Below are 16,988 nucleotides of genomic sequence, written 5' to 3'. Positions count from 1 at the left end.
GATAACTGAAGACAGCCTCTTTAAATCTCTTTCATGTCAGCTTTCGTGCATGCTTAGTGTGAAAAATATCGTTAGAGACACGATTCCAACATCCCCTCACGTCTGTTACGATGATAAACATCTTTTCAGAGCTTGATTCAGCATACAAACTGCTTTTTTCTCGTCTGTAAGCATTCAAAACATCGTTAGAGACACGACTTCATTTCCCCTCGCCACCCGTAACGATGAAAAACATCTCTACTGCTGTGCACTAGCTGTTAATTGGGCAAACCACGGCGAATTCATTACACACGAATGTCTAGTTCCAAAATAACTTCTCATTTAACCCACACTCTGCATCTTGCATCATTTACAAAACAACAAAAAAGGCAGCTTTAGCCGCCTTTTTTGTGTTTACCGAGGGCTTCCCCGAGGGGATTACTCAACTACCGCTCAACGGCAACGTTCAGTTTGGACAGCGCCTGCGCAGCAGCCTGCTGCTCCGCTTCCTTTTTGGAACGGCCAGCGCCTGTCCCGAGAAGCGAGGCGTCCATATATACTTCCGCCACGAATTCACGTTCATGGGCAGGACCGCGTTCATTAACGATCCGGTATTCCAGAGAACCCATGTTGTGGTGCTGGGTATGTTCCTGCAGTTGTGTTTTATAGTCAATAACGAGCAATCTACCTTCGCTGGAAATTTTGGGGAATACGTGCTTTTTCAAGAACGTCTTCACGCTCTCTAGTCCTTGATCCAGGTAAAGCGCTCCGATGAAGGATTCGAAAACGTCAGCGAGCAACGCCGGCCGTGTTCGTCCTCCAGTCAATTCCTCACCCTTGCCTAATAGCACAAACGCGCCAAATTCCAGATTCTCAGCAAACGTAACGAGCGACGGTTCACAAACGATTGAAGCCCTAAGCTTGGTTAGCTCGCCTTCCGTACGTCCTGGATATGTATCATATAAAAATTCCGAAACCGTCAACTCAAGAACGGCGTCACCCAGAAATTCCAATCGCTCGTTATCCTTATGACCTGCGATACGATGCTCGTTGACATAAGAAGAATGTGTAAATGCCTGCCTCAGCAGCTCGGCTTTTCGAAAAGCGATGCCGATGCGCTGCTGCAGTTCTTTGAGATCACGGTTCATTGCCTGACTCACCACCCAGAGAGAATGATATTTCGTTATCTTTCTTCGTAGGAAGGCAAATTATGCTTGGAACCGCTTCAAGATGATCGTTGCATTATGACCGCCAAAACCGAAGGAATTCGACATCGCAACATCAACTTTCGCTTCACGCGCAGTGTTCGGAACATAATCCAGATCACATTCCGGGTCTTGATTGTCAATGTTGATCGTAGGAGCAATGATATTATTGGAAATCGTTAAACCGCAAATGACAGCTTCTACGCCTCCGGCTGCGCCGAGCAAATGTCCGGTCATTGACTTTGTAGAGCTCACCGCCACCTTGTAGGCATGCTCGCCAAGTGCTTTTTTAATCGCTGTAGTTTCCGATTTATCGCCTACAGGCGTTGAAGTACCATGCGCATTGATGTAAGCAATAGCTTCTGGCTCGATCCCCGCATCTTTAATCGCTTTCGCCATACAGCGGGCAGCGCCGTCCGGATCCGGATCTGTCATATGATAAGCGTCTCCGCTCATGCCGTAACCGATGACTTCCGCATAAATGCGTGCGCCACGCTTTTGAGCATGTTCTAAAGACTCAAGAATGAGTACGCCTGCGCCTTCGCCCATGACGAAGCCGTCACGATCCACATCGAACGGGCGGCTCGCTTTATGCGGCTCATCGTTACGCGTGGACATGGCGCGGAGCGCACAGAAGCCGGCTACGCCAATTGGCGTAATCGTTGCTTCAGCCCCACCGCAAATCATCACGTCAGCATCGCCGCGTTGAATCATTTTAAACGAATCGCCGATCGAATGCGTACCTGTCGCGCAAGCGGTTACGGCAGTACTGTTTGGTCCCTTCGCTCCGGTAATCATCGAGATTTGGCCGGATGCCATATTCGCGATCATCATCGGAATGAAGAACGGGGAGACACGCTTCGGCCCTTTTTCGAGTAAGGTACGGTGCTGCTCCTCCCAAGTGCTTAAGCCGCCGATACCGGAACCGACTGAAACACCAACGCGTTCAGGATCCGTATCTTCTTTTACATTCAAATTCGCATCCTTAAGCGCGTTCAGCGAGCCTGCTACGGCAAACTGCACGAAACGATCCATCCGGCGCGCTTCTTTACGATCCACATATTTCTCAACGTCGAAATCTTTGATTTCAGCTGCAATCCGAGTCGGGTATTCGCTAACATCAAAGTTCTCGATCAGGCTGACTCCGGATTTACCTGAGGTCAGATTACCCCAAAACGTTTCTAAATCTTGACCAAGGGCAGTAACTACGCCCATACCTGTAATTACGACTCTGTTCATTTTGTACCACCTCTATGTTAGGAAAGCGTTTTTTCATGAATCAAAAATGGAGAGAAGTCCCGTCTTGAAACAAAACGGGACTTGGTAGACTGTTACGTATGAGATTTTATGTAATTCACAACTTCTCCCACAGTAGTAATCTTCTCGGCATCTTCGTCGGAAATTTCTAAATCGAATTCATCTTCTAATTCCATTACTAATTCTACTACATCGAGAGAATCAGCACCTAAATCTTCTTTGAAAGATGCTTCGAGGGAGACTTCAGCTTCATCAACCCCTAGACGATCGACAACAATTCGTTTCACACGATCCAATACGTCGGACATCCGGTTCACCTCCTCATTTGGTATTATACGAGAATCTTGGACAGATTGCCAGTAGGCAATTTCATAACCCACATTCTGGGAATCTTACATGTACATGCCGCCGTCTACATGAAGGGTTTGCCCTGTCATGTAAGCAGCGTCGTCTGAAGCCAGGAAGCGAACAACCTTTGCGATTTCCTCAGGCTGTCCGAGGCGCTCCAGCGGAATTTGTTTCAGCATGTGCTCACGCATTTCGGCCGACAGTTTGTCGGTCATGTCCGTTTCAATGAATCCCGGCGCTACCGCATTCACGGTAATGCCTCTTGAAGAAAGTTCTCGCGCAGTCGCTTTGGTCAGACCAATTACGCCCGCTTTTGCTGCTACATAGTTAGCTTGTCCCGGATTTCCGAGCACGCCGACTACGGAAGATATATTAATGATTCGACCGGAACGCTGCTTCATCATGGGGCGGGTAACGGCTTTCACACAATTAAATACGCCCTTCAGATTCGTCGCGATCACCTGATCGAACTCTTCTTCCTTCATTCGCATGATTAAATTGTCTCTAGTTATGCCCGCATTATTCACCAGAATATCAATTTTACCAAAAATTTCAAGCGTTTGCTTCACTAAATCTTCCGATTCCTGATAGCTGCTTACATCTGCGCGAAGCTTGACGGCTCTACGCCCCATTGCTTCAATCTGCTCAACAACCTCTTGAGCAGCGGCCTCGCTGCCAGCATAGTTGACAGCGACATCAGCGCCGGACTCTGCCAAATGCAAAGCGATCGCACGGCCAATGCCTCGTGATGCTCCGGTTACAAGCGCTACTTTACCCGTTAGCATGTTGCTGCACCTCCTGCAAATACTTCTCCAACGCTTCCAGACTTCCAATGGATACCGTCTTCACGGTTTTGTCCACCTTTTTGATCAGTCCGGCGAGTACGGTTCCCGAGCCCAGCTCGATGAACGTATCGACGCCCTGGCTGATCAAGTAAGCAACCGTGTCCTCCCATAGAACCGGGGAGTACACTTGCTCGACCAGCAGCCCGCGAATCGCTTCGGGCTGCGTCACCGGCTGTGCCGTTACGTTGGCTACAACAGGAACGGACGCCTCGCTCATGGACACGGACGCGAGCACCTCGGCGAGGCGCTGCGAGGCCGGTTTCATCAGCGAAGAGTGGAAGGGCCCGCTCACTTCGAGCGGAATGGCACGCTTCGCGCCAGCTTCCTTGCAGCGCTCCACGACCGCTGCAACGCCTTCCTTACTGCCCGAGACGACGATCTGTCCCGGGCAGTTCACATTGGCGAGCTCCACGACGGAGCCGTCGCTTGTGATAGCCGTGCAAAGCTCCGCCAGCGCTTCGCGCTCGGCTCCAAGCACGGCTGCCATGGCGCCCAGGCCGCCAGGGACGGCCTGTTCCATGAACTCGCCGCGGGCCCGCACGGTGCGGACCGCGTCTTCGAACGCGAGCACGCCGGCGGCGACGAGCGCGCTGTATTCGCCGAGACTATGTCCGGCGACATAGTCTGGGGTGATGCCCGCAGCCTTGAACGCTTCGAGGCAGGCAACACTTGTCGTCAGCAGCGCAGGCTGCGTGTGGTACGTGATTTTCAACTTTTCCTCGGGTCCGCTGAAAATCAAATCCGAGAGCGAAAAACCGAGAGCTTGGTCAGCACGGTCATAGTATGCTTTGGCAGCAGGATGATTTTGGTACAAATCTTGTCCCATCCCGACCGTTTGCGAGCCTTGTCCCGGGAAAACGAAAGCAATTTTACCCATAAGAGAAAAGGTTCCCCTTTCAATGCAAATTTACTAATTTTATTCCTATGTATAATAATGGAAATCAAAATTTAAGCAAATGTTTAACACTAGCCTCATACGGAAGCCTTAATTGTTAACGCGGAAAAACCGTCTTAACCAAGCAAAAATGCATTGACTGTGGGAATTAAGTCGGAATAACCGCGTCAAACTTCGCTTCTATGCCGTACAATTTAGATTACCAAACAAGTGCAGAAGCACCCCAAGTCAGACCGCCGCCGAAGCCGACAAGGATCAGTCGATCGCCTTCATTCAGTCTGCCCTGCTCAACAGCTTCCGCTAAAGCTACAGGAATAGACGCGGCTGACATATTGCCATACTTGTCTAAATTGATCATACATTTGTCTTCAGTCATTTCGAGACGATTGAGCGACGCTTGAATGATTCTCATGTTCGCTTGATGCGGAACAAGCAGATCGATGTCGCCTTTATCCCATCCTGCTTTGCGCAGTGCTTCATCCGCGGCATTGCCCATGATGCGAACCGCAAATTTGAAAACTTCTGCGCCAGCCATGTAGATGTAATGAAGTCGTTGATCAACGGATGCCTGCGATGCCGGATTGCGGGATCCGCCGCCTTCGATTTTCAAGAGCGGTCCGCCTGAACCGTCAGCACCCAGTTCGAACGATTTGAAGCCTCTTCCTTCGGGAACCTCGCCGATAACGACAGCACCTGCACCGTCACCAAAAAGAATACAGGTGTTACGATCCGTGTAATCCGTAATCTTGGACAAGCAGTCTGCTCCGATAACAAGCGCATATTTATAAGTTCCAGTTGCAATAAAGTTCGTTGCATTAGCGAGTCCGTATACGAATCCTGAACATGCCGCAGACAAGTCAAAGGCTGCCGCTTTTTTAGCGCCCAGCTTTTCTTGAAGTACGCAAGCCGTCGATGGGAACGCCATATCAGGAGTAATGGTTGCCACGATGATCAGATCCAATTGCTCGGCCGAAATGCCGGCATTGGCCAATGCGATTTGAGCGGCTTCATAGCAAAGATCGGAAGTAGCTTGTCCTTCCGCTACGATTCTTCGCTCTCGAATGCCCGTTCTGGTAACGATCCATTCATCGTTTGTTTCAACCATTGTTTCCAGCTCTTGATTCGTCAAAATGCGATCAGGCACATACTTGCCTGTTCCGAGTACCCCAACCGGTATAAGGTTCATGTTGTTTTCTCTCACTTCCCGTGGTTGATTTCCGCAGATATCGCGCCGACCAAATCGTTCTGTAAGGCGATTCTCGCTTGGCGAACTGCATTTTTGATAGCGTTGGCGTCGGACGAGCCGTGACATTTCAAGACCAAGCCCTGAATGCCTAAGAGTGGGCCTGCGCCGTGCTCTTTATAGTCGAATTGTTTGCGAAATTTCATAATGCCCGGTTTTAGTATAGCCGCAGCCAGTTTGGAATACCACGTTTTCGTAAATTCCGTCCTCAATACCGAGAAAAATACCGAAGCTGCGCCTTCAAGCGACTTCAGCATAATATTGCCTGCGAATCCGTCGCATACGATCACATCGCAGCCAGCTCGAAGCACATCGCGCGATTCAACATTGCCGATAAAATGAACCGGGGCTTGTTCCAATAAAGGATACGCGGCTTTCGTTAATTCATTACCTTTCATCGCTTCCGTCCCGACATTTAGAAGCCCTACCCGGGGATTCGCGACACCGTGCACTTTATTGCGGTAAATACTGCCCATAATCGCATACTGCGTCAAATGCTCGGCCGTAGCATCCATGTTGGCTCCTAAATCGAGGGCGAGCACGCCATTCCCATCGATCGTCGGCAGCATCGGTGCCAGCGCAGGGCGCTCAATGCCTGGAATCCGCCCCACAACTAGCAGCCCGGTCGTCATTAACGCGCCAGTATTACCGGCGGAAATCATCGCTTCCGCTTCTTTTTCCCTTACAAGTCGCCCGGCAACGACCATAGAAGAATCTTTTTTGCGGCGCACCGCTTTCACAGGTTCATCATCGGCTTCAATCACTTCCTCCGTGTGGCGGATGGTAAGATTGGCCGGTCTTTCTACAAGATGTGCTTCAATGGCAGCTTGATTCCCGACAAGTACGATTTCTACGTCGGTCCACTCTTTGGCAGCTGCCAACGCACCTTCTACTACTACTTTAGGCGCATGGTCACCGCCCATGGCGTCAATCGCGATCCGCATGCAGCTTGTCCTCCCTATCTTGATGTTGCTCTTTCTTGGAATGAAAGATTACAAAGTTGCCTCGAAATACGACCTCATCGCCGACATACGAAAAAACTTCGACCCTTGCTTTCCCCTTGGATACGGAACGTACATAAGCCTTGGCGATGCACTTCTCACCATGCTTCACAGATCGGACAAACCGGATATCTGCGGAAGCCGTCAGGGCAATGGGATCGTCAATCACGGCAACAGCCAAGGAGTTCGCCTGCGAGAAAATATGATGTCCTCTAGCAATTTTCGTTCGTGAGAAAACATGTTCCTCTTTAATTTCAAATATCGAAATACCGCTCTGGTCCAGCTGTAAATCGATGACTTCTCCAATCACTTCGTCAATCGGCAGTGACCGCACCTGATCGTACGTTTTGACTGCCATATGTTTCATCCGCTCCCGAAGCTCGGGAATCCCAAGCTCCAGCCGATCCAATCGCACGGTCTGTATACTAACCTGAAACGTCCGCATCAGCTCTTCGTCGGTCATGAAAGGATTCGCTTCAATCGCTTGAAGCAACTGCTGCTGCCGCTGTCGTTTAGGAAGGCGTTCGATGGCAAGCACCACCTTATCTTATGAGATACGATCTCATCTTATTACCAGATACTAAACTGTAGTATATAAAATTTGCGACCAAAAAGAAAGCAAAAAAAATAGCACCTCACACTAGGATGAAGTACTATGTTTAATCTTATGCTTTTACGATCTCTCTACCTTTGTAAGATCCGCAAGTTTTGCACACGTGGTGCGCTAACTTCAGCTCTCCACATTGCTCACATTTCACCATGCCTGGAACTTCCAATTTAAAGTGAGTACGGCGCTTGTCGCGACGGGTTTTGGACGTTCTTCTCTGAGGTACTGCCATATTCAAAACACCTCCTTCATCGAATTTCGGGCGCTACTTATTCTTTGTTAAAAAAGTCCGCGAGACCTGCAAGCCTAGGGTCAATCTTCTCTTGCTTGCAGCCGCAATCGCGAAGATTACGGTTCTCTCCGCACACGGGACAGAGACCTTTGCACGCTTCGTCACATAGTGGTATATAAGGCAAACCCACCACCACATTTTCCGATACGTACGGCTCCAAATCGACTTTATCTTCAGTCACCAGATGAATGTCCTCGTTATCCTCGGATTCCTCGTCCAGCTTCTGTGTGAAGACTTCCTCAAAAGGAAGCTCGATTGTTTGCTTGACGTGCGATAAGCATCGTGAACAGCTTAACTCCAAATCTAGCGTTAACGTGCCGTTAACTTTTGCTGCTCCTCCTTCATGCCTTGCATGAAGATCGACATGAATGGGACTGTAACCTAGAATGTCTTGACGTCCTACAAAAGGAGCGGTCAAGTTAAGATCCTCGGTTATATGTACCGGTTGTCCTTTAAGAGCAAGATCTTTCAAGTGAATCTGCATGATAATCACCCCAAACAAACAAAGATTATTATATCTAGTTCATTCGCCTTTTGTCAACCGATCGGTACACATATTCTTAGAATCGACACGGATTATTTGGGCGGCAAAGCTTCCAAAAACTTAAGGGCGTCATCCATGGTGCCGATCTCGACGATTTTCATCTTCGACTTAATTTGCTTGGCTCTGGCAAGGGCATCCGAATAGTTTTGAATCTTCGTTCCATCTTTATACGTGATATCTTTGGGTGCGAAAAAGTACTCCGCCCCTTCCTTATCCGCCGCGATAATCTTATGCTGAATACCGCCGATCGGCCCGACAGTGCCATCCGTTTCAATGGTCCCGGTACCGGCGATACGATAGCCTTTTGTAATATCCTCAGGAACCAGTTGGTTATAGATTTCCAGAGAAAACATCAGACCAGCCGAAGGTCCTCCGATTTCACCGGCTTTGATTGAAACTTGTTCATCCGGCTGATCAGCTTTCACTGATTGCATGTCTGCGGGAACTACGCCGATCCCAGCCCGCTGACCGCTCTTATCGCCTTCCTGCGAAGGCAGTAGACCTAAGGTCAATGCAGCCTTTTGTTCAGTTTTATTTCTGGTGAATGCAATCTCAACGGAATCACCGGCTTTTTTTCCTTTAAGCGAATCTAATAAATCCTGTGCGACTTTAATTTCCTTATCGCCAACCTTAAGCAGCACATCGCCTGGCTTTAATGCCTTTTCACCGGCAAGCCCGGGTAAGGTTTGAAGCACCATGACTCCCTCATGATTGATATGAAAAGGAATTTTCGCCTTCGAATAAGCCGCTTGAATCGCGCTAGCCTGGGAAGTAAGCATAACATATTCTTGACGCTGCGAATACTCCTGTTCGGACTCCCCTTTTCGAAACACGCTCGTTTTAGGCTGAATTTCTTCGTAAGGATGAACGAGACCGATCAAATAATTAACAACGTTCGCATCGGCCACCCTAACCGTGGTAAGCATTAGAGCGCCTTTTTCCGTGTCGGAACCTTTGGGAATGGTGACCATCGGCTTAATAACTTCAGCTGTTCCTGGCATAAAAATAAAATAAGGAAGCGGCACAAAAAAAAGTAAATAAACAATAACAATTCCGACTAAAAATGAGATTAAATAACGCCGCGTTGACGTACTTTTCGGGTGTCGGTATGAGTCGCTTGACCACGTGCGGATCGTGCTGTCTTCATTCTCGTCCATACAGGTTCCCCCTCCTGATGCTGTATCAATTGGGCCATCGTGACCCTTGGCTTATGAAAGCTTGGTCTAAACCAGCTCCGACATGCGTACAAATGTAGCATATTTAATAGATGAGGTGGATTCCATGCAGCGTATGCATTTTAAACCTGGCAGTAAACTTACCACGCTGCTGCTGGGGTCTTTGGCTGCCCTTGTTGTTGTGACGGTCATTTTATTTCCGGACAAGGCCTTTCAATCGTCGCTTGAGGGGCTTACGATTTGGTGGAAGCTGGTCTTTCCGGCGCTGATGCCCTTTTTCATACTGACTGAGCTGTTGATCGGTTTTGGCGTCATCCAGGGTGCCGGCGTTTTATTAGAGCCGCTAATGCGCATTCTATTTCGACTTCCCGGGGTCGGCGGTTGGGCGCTTGCGTCCGGTCTGATAATAGGATTTCCTACTGGGGCCAAAATTACCGCTAGCTTGCGCGAAAAAGGTTTGATTACTCGAGTAGAAACCGAGCGTTTAACGGCGCTATCCCATCTCTGCAGCCCGCTATTCCTCATTATGGTCGTGGGTGTCGGTTTTTTACATAGTGCCCGTCTTGGCGTTGTAATCGCCATAATCCACTATTTATCCGGTTTTCTTACTGGAATCCTGACCAGAAATAAGAAGGAAAATGACATAGCGATCGAACCACCGCAAAATAAGCAACTGGATTTAATTGCAATGAGAAGATATGAATCAGCTTCTCTATGGAAGCGCGCCCTGTTTACGATGCGAGACGCTTATTTGCATGATGGCAGGGCGTTTGGCAAATTGCTGGGCGACGCCGTGTCGTCTTCTGTCCAAGCCCTGATGCTGATTGGCGGCTATATGATGATTTTCTCCGTGATCATTAATGTAGTTAATGTGACGAACTTGACCGAGGGGCTCCATTTCATCACAGAATCGTTGCCTGGTGTTATGAATATGGGGGCGGATGTCGCGCCTCAATGGATTAAAGGATTACTTGAAATTCATCTCGGTGCCTACGCATTCAGCTCTACAGAGAACATCCCGCTTCTTCCGCAAATGGCGCTTCTTGGCGCATTCCTCGGTTGGGGCGGCTTATCCGCACATGCCCAGGTAGCAGGGTTTCATCAGAAAACAGACGCACGCTATGTATCGTTCTTGATCGCACGAATCATGCATGCCGGGCTTGCTTTTACACTCACCATTCTATTCTGGAAACCGCTGGAACTGCTGCTCAAAGACGCGCAGCCCAGCTTCCTCTGGCTAGATTCCGTTGCGGGCGGGAAATCGAAAGCCGCATTCCCGTTGAACGGCGAATCGGCATGGATCCTATGGGGACCAATGCTGACACAGCTGTTTCTGCTGTTAGGAGTGATGCTCTTGATATCTGTCTTAATGCGCAATCTTAAGAACCCTAAATCCCGTTAAATCGGGAACTTTTTCTTAAGCGCCTCTTCTACCTCGGGAGGTACGAGATCACCTACAGGGCCATGAAACTTAGCGATTTCCTTCACAATGCTCGAGCTTAAATAGGAATACTTAGGCTTCGATGTCATGAAAAAAGTTTCCACATCCGAATTCAATTTATGATTCGTCGAAGCCATCTGCAGCTCATACTCGAAATCCGAAACGGCGCGAAGTCCGCGAACGATTAATCGCACATTTTTAGCTTTCATATAATTGACCATCAAATCGCGGAAGCCGTCCACCTCTACGTTCGGCAGATCTCGGGTCACCTTTTGGATGAGATCCATACGCTCTTCCAGCGTAAATAAAGGATTTTTAGAGGTATTGTTTAGAACGGCTACAATCAGTTTGTCGAATACCTTTGCTGCTCTATGTATAATATCTAAATGACCGTGTGTCACCGGATCAAAACTGCCGGGATAAACGGCAATCGTAATACCATGCTCTTGCCTCATCATGTCGATCCACTCCTTCTCGTTTTTTGTAACATTTGAACCATTGGCTCAGTTTAGCTGCTAGAACGTCTATAAATCGTAACAGCGGTATCGCCATACTCAGCTCTACGCTGCTGCTCCAAGCTGCCGATAGCTTCTGTAAGCACGTCCTGAGCATCATGTTCAACGACGATGACGACCTGATCATCAAGCAGCCCTTGTTCTTCCATACTAATGATGAGTTCGGCGATCACCTTCATTTTATAAGGAGGATCCAGGAAAACCAATTCAAACTTTTCTCCCCGCTTCCCCAGAACTTTGAGCGCCCTCGCCGCATCGTTACGATAAACCTCAGCTTGTTCCTCGAGTCCCGCTGCCCGCAAATTATGCTGGACCGTATCGATACTTTTTTTCTCGATGTCAATGAACACGGCCTTTTGCATGCCGCGGCTTAGCGCCTCGATCCCAAGACCGCCCGTGCCTGCAAAAAGATCCAGCACCTGCCCCCCTTCAAAATAAGGGCCGATTATACTGAAAATCGCTTCCTTCACTTTATCCGTTGTCGGCCGTGTGCCCATACCGGGTACGGCTTTTAACGACCTGCCTTTAGCGCTGCCTGAAATTACTCTCATGCTTACGTATTCCCTTTCTAGCTGGCTCATTTACGTTGCTATCGTACCACAAGCTCTAATTGTACACAAAAATTTTGTCTATGGCATGTATAATTTTCCTTTAAAACGGTCATCCTTGAACTATCGACATCAGAGAATGTCGTAGACAACCGCGGAGAAGACTTACGTTTCCCCATAAGCTCTTCGTCCGGTTTCTCCTCTCCCATGAGGCGGCTGCGCAAGCAGTCGCCGTTTAAGTTTGTATAACAGTTCTCGCTAACCATTGATATATATGAATTTATTGAATGGTACAGTTTTTGTACCAAAAAGATCATATTTAATAAGTCTATTTATCTGTACTAAAAAGATCCTGCATGTAAACAAGACCTTGAGGTATTCAATCCGTATGTAATAAATAAAGCTTCTTTTCAAATCCGCCTCTTGCTACGTATTTTTTCACTCGCAGGTTACTGTAGTAAAAAAATGAATACGGACTTTACGTTATAAGGCCATTGTAAGAAGAAAGCACGAGGGAACATCCCCAAGGGCTTTTTATTTCTTCCATTTATTTTCCATTTTGATATAATTGAGAGGTAATTTATTCCATTTATAAGGAGTGTTTGTTCATGAGTCATTCATTAGCTCCAAAATTATCTGAAAAAGAGATTGCCGAAATAGTTGCGGAGGTAATAAAAACACAAAATTTTCAGTTAAACGGTCCGGGAAATGAAAATAAACTTGAATTCGCTTGGTGGGGTTACTGTATTTACTTAGACTACGATAATACGAATACACTTATTAACGCATTAAAAACGGGATCAACAATTGCCGATATAGTAGCACTTTTATTAAACTTGTTTCCAGGCGTTGGGACTATTCTTGGTTTGCTTGTAGGACTTGTAGCTATACTTCTCCAAGGCTTCTACATCGATGCTATGATTGGTTGTAATGAGAAAGGTAGAGGAATCGTCATAAACAATGCATGGGCTGGATTCACTTGGATTTCTCCGCAATAATTCAATACATAGAGCCCATGGGACTTCTCCTGGGGCTTTTTTTCTTAATAATCTTCCACTATCAGAAAGTAAGGTTCCATATTCGTATCAAAAACGACTATCTGTGGTTAGCAGCATCATAAGCTATATCATTCGTTCTATGTCACGGAGCATAATATCACCTCATGGACATTATATGCGAACGAAATGCGAACATTCAATCTTGGGAGAAAATAAAAAGTTGGACCCCAAACCATTTTTTCTTTTTGTTCCACGGAAATCAAATCGACTTCCGAGGCGGAAATGTTTAAAAATCGGGCTGACAAATCGTAAAATAAAAGTCATAACTTTTCCTCATTAATTTTTGGGGTAATCCCCTTGTCCCTCCTCCTAATTGTCCACGTAAGCAAACCAAAATAGGCTAATACCTTATGTCAACAGCCTACATTTCACATAATATATTTCAATACAAGACTAACACTAAGAGGAGGACGATTAATGGCACACCAACTATATCCCGAAGTAGCAAACGGGGGTTATATGCCGCCATCGCCACTATTCATACCACCGGCACCGTTGCCAAGTACTGCTGTAATGATACCCGGTATCAAATACTGGATACCTAACGTTCCAATGGCAACATACGGAACAAATCCCCAAATGACAGTATATGGTCAACCCTTCCCTCTACAGCTACAGCAATTGCCGAATTATCCTCCATATTATCAAACCCCGCCGCAAATGGTTACAACTCCATGGTGGCAGATGTTCCAACCCAGGAATCTGTACTACTAACCGGCCGCCAACAAAACGCTGACCTTAAATGAAAGCTGCGCCATTTTTTATAAGTACCCCACTGAAATCTTATACTTTAAAGTTAAAAAAATCCCCCGCCAGCCATTCATTAACGGCCAGTAGGGGGATTTTTATTTCGCTATGCTTTTGTCAACTTTTTCAAAGCCCTTCGTATCATTCCACATACGGTCAAATTGTTCAGTAAACGACTTTGCTGTATCCTCGTTATGTATGACCATTAACACTTCGTCATTGTCGTGCTGGCTGCTTTAGAATAATTGTACGAGCCGGTAGTAACAACTCTCTTATCCGACGGTCACTCCGCGCTTCTTTGCTTCTTTGATCGCAGCTACGATATCTGGGTGAGTAAGGCTGTAGATGGCAATATCAAGCGTTTGGGTTGCCGAGTTGATTACATCGATCAATGCTTTCTCAGGATGCTGTCCTGCTTGAGTAAAATAGTATTTAGTATCATTCGATAGTGTTGACTGATCAGTAGTAGATGAGGAATCAAGGGGCTTAGGAGTAGTTGTTTGGGTAGCTACAAGAGGAGCCGGCTGTATACTTGCTGCAGTCTCATTCGATGTTAAAGGAGCTGCTTTTGTGCAACCGGACAAAGCCACGACAATTGTTAGCGATACTAGCGTTAGCGTTGCGCATTAACTCATCTCCTTTGGGTATATAGCCATAGTATTACACTGTTATATGCATGTCCGCAGGCGGTGAATTCAAACAAAAAATCATTTCAAAATTCAACTAAAAGGACCCTTTCCAGGGCCCTCTTCGACGGTGAATAGATTTTCGGAACTTTTGCATTGAACCTTCGTCAGCTCGGCTTACCTCTTCACATTATAGTAGCACAACACTACATTAATGACGTGCGGCACATCCCCTCGCTTCAATAAAGATCCAACTACAACTTCCCTAGTATTGATGAAATGCGACACAACACCTCTCTGTTTCACCGTCGAAAAGTATTATGTCCGATCAGGTTAATGATATTCAAAAAACATAGGAAACTTTACGAACCTCTAATCCGGAAGAAATGTATGTAAAAATTTCGAATGACTAAGCAACTCCGCGACCTCAACAATTTGAATTATAGGGTATAGTGGCTGTAAGGTACCAATAGTCCCATCGCTCCGTTCTCCCTCTGCAGAACTCCCTGGAGCTCACGTACGTCCCGGACGCTTACTTTTCCGTTCTTCACCTGAACAATGCATTTCTTGAGCTTTCCAAATCCATGATGAAAATAATGGATACCATGTATCTTCAAACGCCAATATTCGAGCTTCTGATTTCTTACCTCCGGAAGAAAAAATTTGATTATAATTCCGGTTACTATTGAACGGCGGGTCAAGGTAAATTAGGTCAACCGAATCATCTTTGATGTAGGTTCGGAGCACATGTAAATTATCACCATAGAAAAGCATATTTTTGTCCATCTCAGGTTCCCACCCTTGTCTCCGAGAATGGTATATGATATGGCTGCCAAAGATTGTCCTATTCCCTTAAACATCAAATCCCCACTAGCCAAGGCTAGCGGGGATTTTTGAAAGTTAGTCTTATTTTAATATTTCGCCTTTACCATAGACTGCATCCGCAACTGACGTTTGAGTCTTAAACCCACTTTGATCGTCAGATTTCGCAAAAGCAGTAATAGTCAATAATATCGTGCCTAAGCATGCAAAAATTAATATTGTTTTTTTCATAAAATCACCTCATTTGATGTTATTCAATAATCAGTCTGAACCAACATTCTGTCTTTTAAACAATAAATAAAAATCCCTACTGGCAGCAGCCAGTAGGGATTTAATGCTGAACCCGGAAACTTATTTATTATTTCCCTTCAACAATCCAATAAGCATGATAATTCCTACGAAAATCAAAAAGATGATGCCGCTGTAAAAGAAACTTACCCACATTGTAATTCCCACCTTTGTGTTCACGATTAAGATAAGACATTATATGCTTTAAAATCTAATCATCAGTCTTCAGAAACGAAAAAAGCCCTCAATAGCCAAGTAAGGCATGAGGGCTTTACAATTTTAGTTAGATACTCCAAATGAATCTAAATCAATATTAGATATTTTAGCTAAACCAGTTCCATTTCCCCCTCATGTTAACAACAACCCTCATCTTGACAACAAGGTGTGCGCTGTTTGACGCTATCTTTAAAATAATAAATAATCCGAAAGGCATCATAACCTTTCTTACAAATCGCATGACAGCATACGTACCTCCGCTTATTTTATATGAATTCGTTTCAAGTAAGCTTCTTTCTAAGCAGCTCGTAGCTTTTAAATAGAACTTGCATATGGTCTCCATCTATCAAGTATTTGTCTCCGTCCAGCGCAAAAGCGCTGTCAACGATGACATTGCCGTCTCCCGTATAGCTGCTTACTGGACTCCACACCGCCCCGCTCGTCAAGTAATTCACTTCAACACCCTGAATAGTGCGAAGGTATTGAATGGTTTTTTGTTCGATCCCGGCAATTATCGTGACGTCGATATTTCTACTCGTGATCACATGCCTATGCGCATCTAACTCATCGAGAAATGAATTTTTCACCTGCATCATCTCGTACGTGATAAAACGCATCGGACCCAAGCCGGCTACTAACAAGTAGTCACCAAATGCTTCGCAAGGGACAACGTCCAACAAACTTGGAAAAAAAGTATGAACCGCCCACAACCGATTCGTAGGGTAAAGTTGCCCCAAGTAATCTAAGTACCATTTCATATACAGGTAAACAACATTTACATGGTTATCTGTTTGATGTTCAACGGTTTCCCCTGTCCAGTAGCCATAGTAGACCGGCGATCCGGCATTCGGCGTACATAACTGAATGAGCTGGTCCACATCGTCCTGATAATACGCGCTCTGCACATATGCTCTGGCCTCAAGCCCGCCCATACTATGGCAAATCAAATTAACTTTGCTTGCACCTGTTTTTTGTTTCGCCTTCTTAATGGTCTGAGTAAGATACATACGTGCGGAAACGGGGATCCGCTGCCTCCAATCGTAAAATGCGATAAACAGCGTCTGATTCAGCACGTAACCCATGCTTTCCAATGAGCGAACGAACGGCTCGTAGTAAATCCCAGCAACGCCGAAGCTCCACCCTCCGGTTCCGGGAATAATGACATTGCTCATAGATCCGAACAGTCCGGGAACAAAGATAAGAGGCGTTCTTGGTATGCTATGCGTATACATTCCCCCACCAACCTATTCTTATCAAGCTGCTGTAAAATACCGATTTCTTTCTCAAATTAGAGATTAGGATCACGATCGCTTGTTCACGGTTTTCGTCTAAACTT

General features: G+C 46.4%; 20 protein-coding genes. 2 read left to right on the top strand and 18 right to left on the bottom strand.

Translation table 11 applies throughout. The features are described 5' to 3' along the window. Positions 1-425: 425 nt before the first annotated feature. The 11 genes from rnc to ACFQZT_RS33930 form a co-directional block, all read right to left on the bottom strand. Entirely contained in the window at positions 426-1,127 is a 702-nt protein-coding gene (rnc, locus tag ACFQZT_RS33980; protein ID WP_379307699.1) for a ribonuclease III, read from the bottom strand. A gap of 60 nt (positions 1,128-1,187) precedes the next feature. Further along, entirely contained in the window at positions 1,188-2,423 is a 1,236-nt protein-coding gene (fabF, locus tag ACFQZT_RS33975; protein WP_379307697.1) for a beta-ketoacyl-ACP synthase II, read from the bottom strand. A 92-nt stretch (positions 2,424-2,515) separates the two neighbouring features. Next, positions 2,516-2,749, bottom strand: coding sequence for an acyl carrier protein (gene acpP / locus ACFQZT_RS33970; RefSeq protein WP_188174196.1), 234 nt, complete (start codon positions 2,747-2,749; stop codon positions 2,516-2,518). 84 nt (positions 2,750-2,833) lie between these two features. Next, positions 2,834-3,574, bottom strand: coding sequence for a 3-oxoacyl-[acyl-carrier-protein] reductase (fabG, locus tag ACFQZT_RS33965; protein WP_379307695.1), 741 nt, complete (start codon positions 3,572-3,574; stop codon positions 2,834-2,836). Then, on the bottom strand, positions 3,561-4,511 hold the full coding sequence (fabD, locus tag ACFQZT_RS33960) for an ACP S-malonyltransferase (RefSeq protein ID WP_379307693.1): 951 nt from the start codon (positions 4,509-4,511) through the stop codon (positions 3,561-3,563). The genes fabG and fabD overlap by 14 nt, the downstream gene beginning before the upstream one ends. A gap of 217 nt (positions 4,512-4,728) precedes the next feature. Further along, the gene (locus tag ACFQZT_RS33955; RefSeq protein ID WP_379307691.1) at positions 4,729-5,715 is read right to left on the bottom strand and encodes a beta-ketoacyl-ACP synthase III; all 987 of its coding nucleotides are present in this window, start codon (positions 5,713-5,715) and stop codon (positions 4,729-4,731) included. An 11-nt stretch (positions 5,716-5,726) separates the two neighbouring features. After that, a complete protein-coding gene (gene plsX, locus ACFQZT_RS33950) occupies positions 5,727-6,716 on the bottom strand; it encodes a phosphate acyltransferase PlsX (protein ID WP_379307689.1) in 990 nt (329 codons plus the stop codon). Further along, positions 6,700-7,314 (bottom strand): transcription factor FapR, encoded by a 615-nt coding sequence (gene fapR / locus ACFQZT_RS33945; protein ID WP_379307687.1) that lies wholly within the window; start codon positions 7,312-7,314, stop codon positions 6,700-6,702. Before fapR ends, plsX begins: the two co-directional genes overlap by 17 nt. A gap of 124 nt (positions 7,315-7,438) precedes the next feature. Next, positions 7,439-7,612 carry a 50S ribosomal protein L32 gene (gene rpmF / locus ACFQZT_RS33940; RefSeq protein WP_188174201.1) on the bottom strand — a complete coding sequence of 58 codons (174 nt, stop codon included), beginning with the start codon at positions 7,610-7,612 and terminating at the stop codon, positions 7,439-7,441. Positions 7,613-7,649: 37 nt separating this feature from the next. After that, positions 7,650-8,156, bottom strand: a complete 507-nt coding sequence (locus ACFQZT_RS33935) for a YceD family protein (protein ID WP_379307684.1) — start codon at positions 8,154-8,156, stop codon at positions 7,650-7,652. A gap of 92 nt (positions 8,157-8,248) precedes the next feature. Next, positions 8,249-9,373: a SepM family pheromone-processing serine protease gene (locus ACFQZT_RS33930; RefSeq protein ID WP_379307682.1), complete on the bottom strand. Its 1,125-nt coding sequence runs from the start codon at positions 9,371-9,373 to the stop codon at positions 8,249-8,251. A gap of 124 nt (positions 9,374-9,497) precedes the next feature. On the opposite strand from ACFQZT_RS33930, the gene ACFQZT_RS33925 reads away from it, so the two are divergent. Further along, a complete protein-coding gene (locus ACFQZT_RS33925; RefSeq protein WP_379307680.1) occupies positions 9,498-10,793 on the top strand; it encodes a nucleoside recognition domain-containing protein in 1,296 nt (431 codons plus the stop codon). Here ACFQZT_RS33925 and coaD read toward each other — a convergent pair. After that, entirely contained in the window at positions 10,790-11,290 is a 501-nt protein-coding gene (gene coaD, locus ACFQZT_RS33920) for a pantetheine-phosphate adenylyltransferase (protein ID WP_379307678.1), read from the bottom strand. The two genes, ACFQZT_RS33925 and coaD, sit on opposite strands and share 4 nt — an antisense overlap. Positions 11,291-11,340: 50 nt before the next feature. After that, the gene (gene rsmD / locus ACFQZT_RS33915; RefSeq protein ID WP_379307676.1) at positions 11,341-11,898 is read right to left on the bottom strand and encodes a 16S rRNA (guanine(966)-N(2))-methyltransferase RsmD; all 558 of its coding nucleotides are present in this window, start codon (positions 11,896-11,898) and stop codon (positions 11,341-11,343) included. A 605-nt stretch (positions 11,899-12,503) separates the two neighbouring features. Between rsmD and ACFQZT_RS33910 the strand changes: the two genes are divergently transcribed. After that, entirely contained in the window at positions 12,504-12,893 is a 390-nt protein-coding gene (locus tag ACFQZT_RS33910; RefSeq protein ID WP_379307674.1) for a hypothetical protein, read from the top strand. Between the two features lie 1,079 nt (positions 12,894-13,972). Here the strand turns inward: ACFQZT_RS33910 and ACFQZT_RS33905 are convergent. From ACFQZT_RS33905 to ACFQZT_RS33885, 5 genes are all read right to left on the bottom strand, one after another. After that, positions 13,973-14,290 (bottom strand): phospholipase D-like domain-containing protein, encoded by a 318-nt coding sequence (locus ACFQZT_RS33905; RefSeq protein WP_379307672.1) that lies wholly within the window; start codon positions 14,288-14,290, stop codon positions 13,973-13,975. Positions 14,291-14,766: 476 nt separating this feature from the next. Further along, positions 14,767-14,877: a hypothetical protein gene (locus ACFQZT_RS33900; protein WP_379307705.1), complete on the bottom strand. Its 111-nt coding sequence runs from the start codon at positions 14,875-14,877 to the stop codon at positions 14,767-14,769. Continuing rightward, the gene (locus ACFQZT_RS33895; RefSeq protein WP_379307707.1) at positions 14,840-15,112 is read right to left on the bottom strand and encodes a hypothetical protein; all 273 of its coding nucleotides are present in this window, start codon (positions 15,110-15,112) and stop codon (positions 14,840-14,842) included. Before ACFQZT_RS33895 ends, ACFQZT_RS33900 begins: the two co-directional genes overlap by 38 nt. 120 nt (positions 15,113-15,232) lie before the next feature. Continuing rightward, positions 15,233-15,379 carry a hypothetical protein gene (locus ACFQZT_RS33890; RefSeq protein ID WP_379307670.1) on the bottom strand — a complete coding sequence of 49 codons (147 nt, stop codon included), beginning with the start codon at positions 15,377-15,379 and terminating at the stop codon, positions 15,233-15,235. A 554-nt stretch (positions 15,380-15,933) separates the two neighbouring features. Then, positions 15,934-16,884: an esterase/lipase family protein gene (locus ACFQZT_RS33885; RefSeq protein ID WP_379307668.1), complete on the bottom strand. Its 951-nt coding sequence runs from the start codon at positions 16,882-16,884 to the stop codon at positions 15,934-15,936. Between the last annotated feature and the right edge of the window lie 104 nt (positions 16,885-16,988).

The organism is Paenibacillus sp. GCM10027628 (assembly GCF_042676385.1).
Lineage (GTDB): Bacteria > Bacillota > Bacilli > Paenibacillales > NBRC-103111 > Paenibacillus_E.
This window is presented reverse-complemented; position numbering and strand designations above follow the sequence as displayed.